This is a genomic window from Chitinophaga sp. (assembly GCF_036569125.1).
GTDB lineage: Bacteria > Bacteroidota > Bacteroidia > Chitinophagales > Chitinophagaceae > Chitinophaga.
In genome coordinates this window covers 1-3,554 of record NZ_DATCRF010000553.1, presented here as the reverse complement: position 1 = coordinate 3,554, position 3,554 = coordinate 1, and the positions used below count along the sequence as shown (strand labels likewise).

At 48.3% G+C, this 3,554-nt stretch carries 2 protein-coding genes and 1 pseudogene; 1 reads left to right on the top strand and 2 read right to left on the bottom strand.

Annotation, left to right across the window (positions count from 1 at the left end):
* Positions 1 to 501, bottom strand: a pseudogene (locus VIM87_RS20750) (membrane protein insertase YidC); the annotation flags it as partial.
* 207 nt (positions 502 to 708) lie between these two features.
* Positions 709 to 2,367 carry a CTP synthase gene (locus tag VIM87_RS20745; protein ID WP_331998855.1) on the bottom strand — a complete coding sequence of 553 codons (1,659 nt, stop codon included), beginning with the start codon at positions 2,365 to 2,367 and terminating at the stop codon, positions 709 to 711.
* Between the two features lie 318 nt (positions 2,368 to 2,685).
* Here VIM87_RS20745 and VIM87_RS20740 point away from each other — a divergent pair, with 318 nt between their 5' ends.
* A complete protein-coding gene (locus tag VIM87_RS20740; RefSeq protein WP_217601601.1) occupies positions 2,686 to 3,216 on the top strand; it encodes an acyl-CoA thioesterase in 531 nt (176 codons plus the stop codon).
* Positions 3,217 to 3,554: the final 338 nt, after the last annotated feature.

The following is a 3,554-nucleotide window of genomic DNA, read 5'->3' as shown; positions in this document are numbered from 1 at the left end:
GGTTACGGAAAGGCGGTAACGCAGGGTTTGCGTACCGTCTGCCTCTCTTTGCACCTGACCGCCGGTAAAATACAGGTCGGCTGTATTTAAGGTATGATTGTTTACCGGCAGCTGCAGGGATAAGCGGTTAAAAGAGCCCTGTACCAGCATAAGCGGGCCACCGGCAGCATTTTTAAAGTCTTTTAACTGTACAGATTCCGGCTGGCCGCCTTTATTGGTAAAGGAGATCTTTACCACCTTATTCTCCAGCACTGTATTTTGCTCAGTACCAGTAGCAGCGTTGGCAAAAACGCCATATTCGCCGGCCAGCTGCGCAGAATCGGGTTTGCCGCTTGCCTGGCTGCTGGTATCTGTAAAGGTTTTGGGCTTGTTCAGGTTCGCAATGGAATCCTGCCGGGCTTTTTCCCTGAGGGCGGTGGTTTGTTGTTTTTGGTTAAAAACGATGTAGCCTACCAGTAAAACTCCTAGCAGTATAAATCCAATGACCGAGTTTCTGTCCATCGAAGTGCAATTAAAATTTAGGCAGCAAAGGTACGTGAAAAATGTGCAAATGTGCAGATATGCAAATGTGCAGATGGTGGAAGAGATAAAAATATACAAATATGACAATGATAGAGAGGGCCCAAATTAAAAAGGCAGATATGCAAATGATAATCCATTGATTATCATCTGCACATCTGCACATTTGCATATCTGCACATTTTTTATTTACGGGTGATGCACGATCTTCTTTTCGTCGGCGCCTTTGAGCTTGCCGTTCTTACCTTCTGCATACTGTTTGGCAGCGGCTATAAAGTGTACGAACAGGGGCGCCGGGCTTTCTACGGTGCTTTTCAGCTCGGGGTGGAACTGGCAGCCTACAAAGAACGGGTGGTCCGGCAGCTCAATCATCTCTACCAGGGTGCTTTCCGGGTTGTGGCCGGAGGTTACCAGGCCTGCTTTCACAAAATCTTCCTGGAACTCACTGTTAAACTCGTAGCGGTGGCGGTGCCTTTCGCTGATAAGTGTGCTGCCATAGATCTGGGCTGCACGGGAGCCGGGCTTCAGCTGGCAGGCATAAGCGCCCAGGCGCATGGTGCCGCCTTTGGCGGTTATTTTCTTCTGTTCCTCCATTAAACCAATTACCGGATGGGCGGTTTCAGGGTTCATTTCGGTGGAGTGGGCATCAGTCCAGTGCAGCACATTACGGGCATATTCTACCACGGCCATCTGCATGCCTAAACAAATACCAAAGAAAGGCAGGTTGTTCTCACGGGCATACTGGATGGCCGTGATCTTACCTTCTATGCCACGGTGGCCAAAACCGGGTGCTACCAGCAGGCCGTCCAGGTTGCGGAGCTTATCGCCCACATTATCAGGTGTAATATGTTCAGAGTGCAGGTTCTGCACCACTACTTTACATTCATTTACCGAGCCGGCATGTATAAACGATTCCAGGATGGATTTATAGGCATCCTGCAGCTCTACGTACTTACCGATCAAACCAATGGTTACCTTGGTTTTAGGGTATTTCAGCTTATCCAGGAACTCGCGCCATTTGATCAGCTCAGGTTCTTTTTCAACCGGCAGGTTCAGCTTTTTAAGGCAGATCACGTCCAGCTTTTCCCGCATCATTTCCAGCGGTACTTCGTAAATGGTGCCTACATCGTTGGCTTCTATTACCGCATCTACCTGCACGTTACAGAACAGGGCTATCTTCTTCTTAAGATCGCGGTACATAGGCTCTTCCGTACGGCATACAATAATATCCGGGTGCACGCCATTCTCGCTCAGCAGCCTTACGGAGTGCTGGGTGGGCTTGGTTTTCAATTCCTTAGCTGCACGCAGGTAAGGGATCAGGGTGAGGTGGATAACCAGGCAATCTTCTTCGCCCAGCTCCCACTGCAGCTGACGTACCGCCTCTACATACGGCAGGGATTCAATATCGCCGACAGTACCGCCCAGCTCCGTGATCACTATATCATATTTACCATCCTTGCCCAGGAGCAGGATACGGCGTTTGATCTCATCTGTGATGTGGGGGATCACCTGCACGGTTTTACCCAGGTAGGCGCCTTCCCTTTCTTTATTAATAACAGTCTGATAAATACGGCCGGTGGTAACATTGTTGGCCTGGGAAGTAGGTGTGTTCAGGAAACGCTCGTAGTGCCCCAGGTCCAGGTCGGTTTCGGCGCCATCTTCGGTTACATAGCATTCCCCGTGCTCATAAGGGTTTAAGGTCCCGGGATCCACGTTGATGTACGGATCAAATTTCTGAATAGTCACTCTAAAGCCGCGTGCCTGCAATAGTTTAGCCAACGAGGCGGCTATAATTCCTTTTCCCAATGAGGAAGTAACACCTCCCGTAACGAAGATATATTTTGCCATAAAAACTAAATTCTGAAAAGATTCCCTGACCTAGGAGGAAGCGCCGGACTTTGTTTGGTGTAATCTGTACCTGTCAAGTAGAATTACTTCCGAAGGTCAGGCAAAGTTAACACAAAATTTTTATGAACCCTCAACCTCCATCCGATTACCTGTATTAATTATCCAGAATGTGTGGATTAGCCCCTGGAATTTTGCTAAGTTTGCGGTTTGAAAGTCCATAGTCCATGGTCCATAGCCGATTGCCTGCAACGTTCTGTAGATCAAACGAGTAAAGGCCATGGACCATCGACCATGGACTCTGGACCAACTAATAAACATATGACTATTACGCCCAAACATGCCCAGGATTCAGTGATCAGGATGACGGAGCTGGTATTACCGAACGATACCAATACTTTTGGCAATTTAATGGGCGGCCGCCTCATGTACTGGATGGATATTGCCGCGGCACTTGCCTGTATGAAACACTGCAGCGCGCCGGTGGTAACGGCCTCTGTGGATAACATTTCTTTTGAAACACCTATCAAGCTAGGCAATGTGGTGCATATTGAGGCCCGGGTAAGCCGCGCCTTTACCACCTCTATGGAAGTACATATGCGGGTATGGGGCGAGGATCCTGTGCAGCAGTACCGCTATAAATCCAATGAGGCGTTTATGACCTTTGTAGCCCTGGACCCCAATGGCAAGTCCCGCCCGGTACCGGCCATTATCCCTGATACTGAAGAAGAGAAGAAATTATATGATGGCGCACTCCGGAGAAGACAGCTGCGCCTGATCTTAAGCGGCAAAATGAAACCGGAGGATGCCGGTGAGCTGAAAGCGCTGTTCTTTGAGAAAGCGGCGAAATAATAGCTATTGGCTGTTAGCAGTTAGCTGTTGGCAGTCAGGGGAATAGTTTACTTAAGTTATGAAGCTGTTATTAAGCTATTAATGTTAAGCATATAACAAAAAGAAGTTACTGCATTATTTGTTACCCAAATAAATTGCTCAGCAGCCGCCATGACTGCTAACAGCTAATAGCTAACGGCTAATAGCTATCTACTGCCGCTACGCTACATCCACATCCCATTCCCGGTAAAACTGTTCCAGGAACTGCTCCATAAAACGGTGCCGCTCTTCTGCCATTTCTTTGGCCGTATTAGTGTTCATACGGTCTTTCAGCAGCAGCAGCTTTTCGTAAAAATGGT

Coding starts and splice junctions, on each gene's coding strand:
- VIM87_RS20745 (WP_331998855.1), bottom strand. CDS start 2,367: ATGGCAAAATATATCTTCGTTACGGGAGGTGTTACTTCCTCATTGGGA.
- VIM87_RS20740 (WP_217601601.1), top strand. CDS start 2,686: ATGACTATTACGCCCAAACATGCCCAGGATTCAGTGATCAGGATGACG.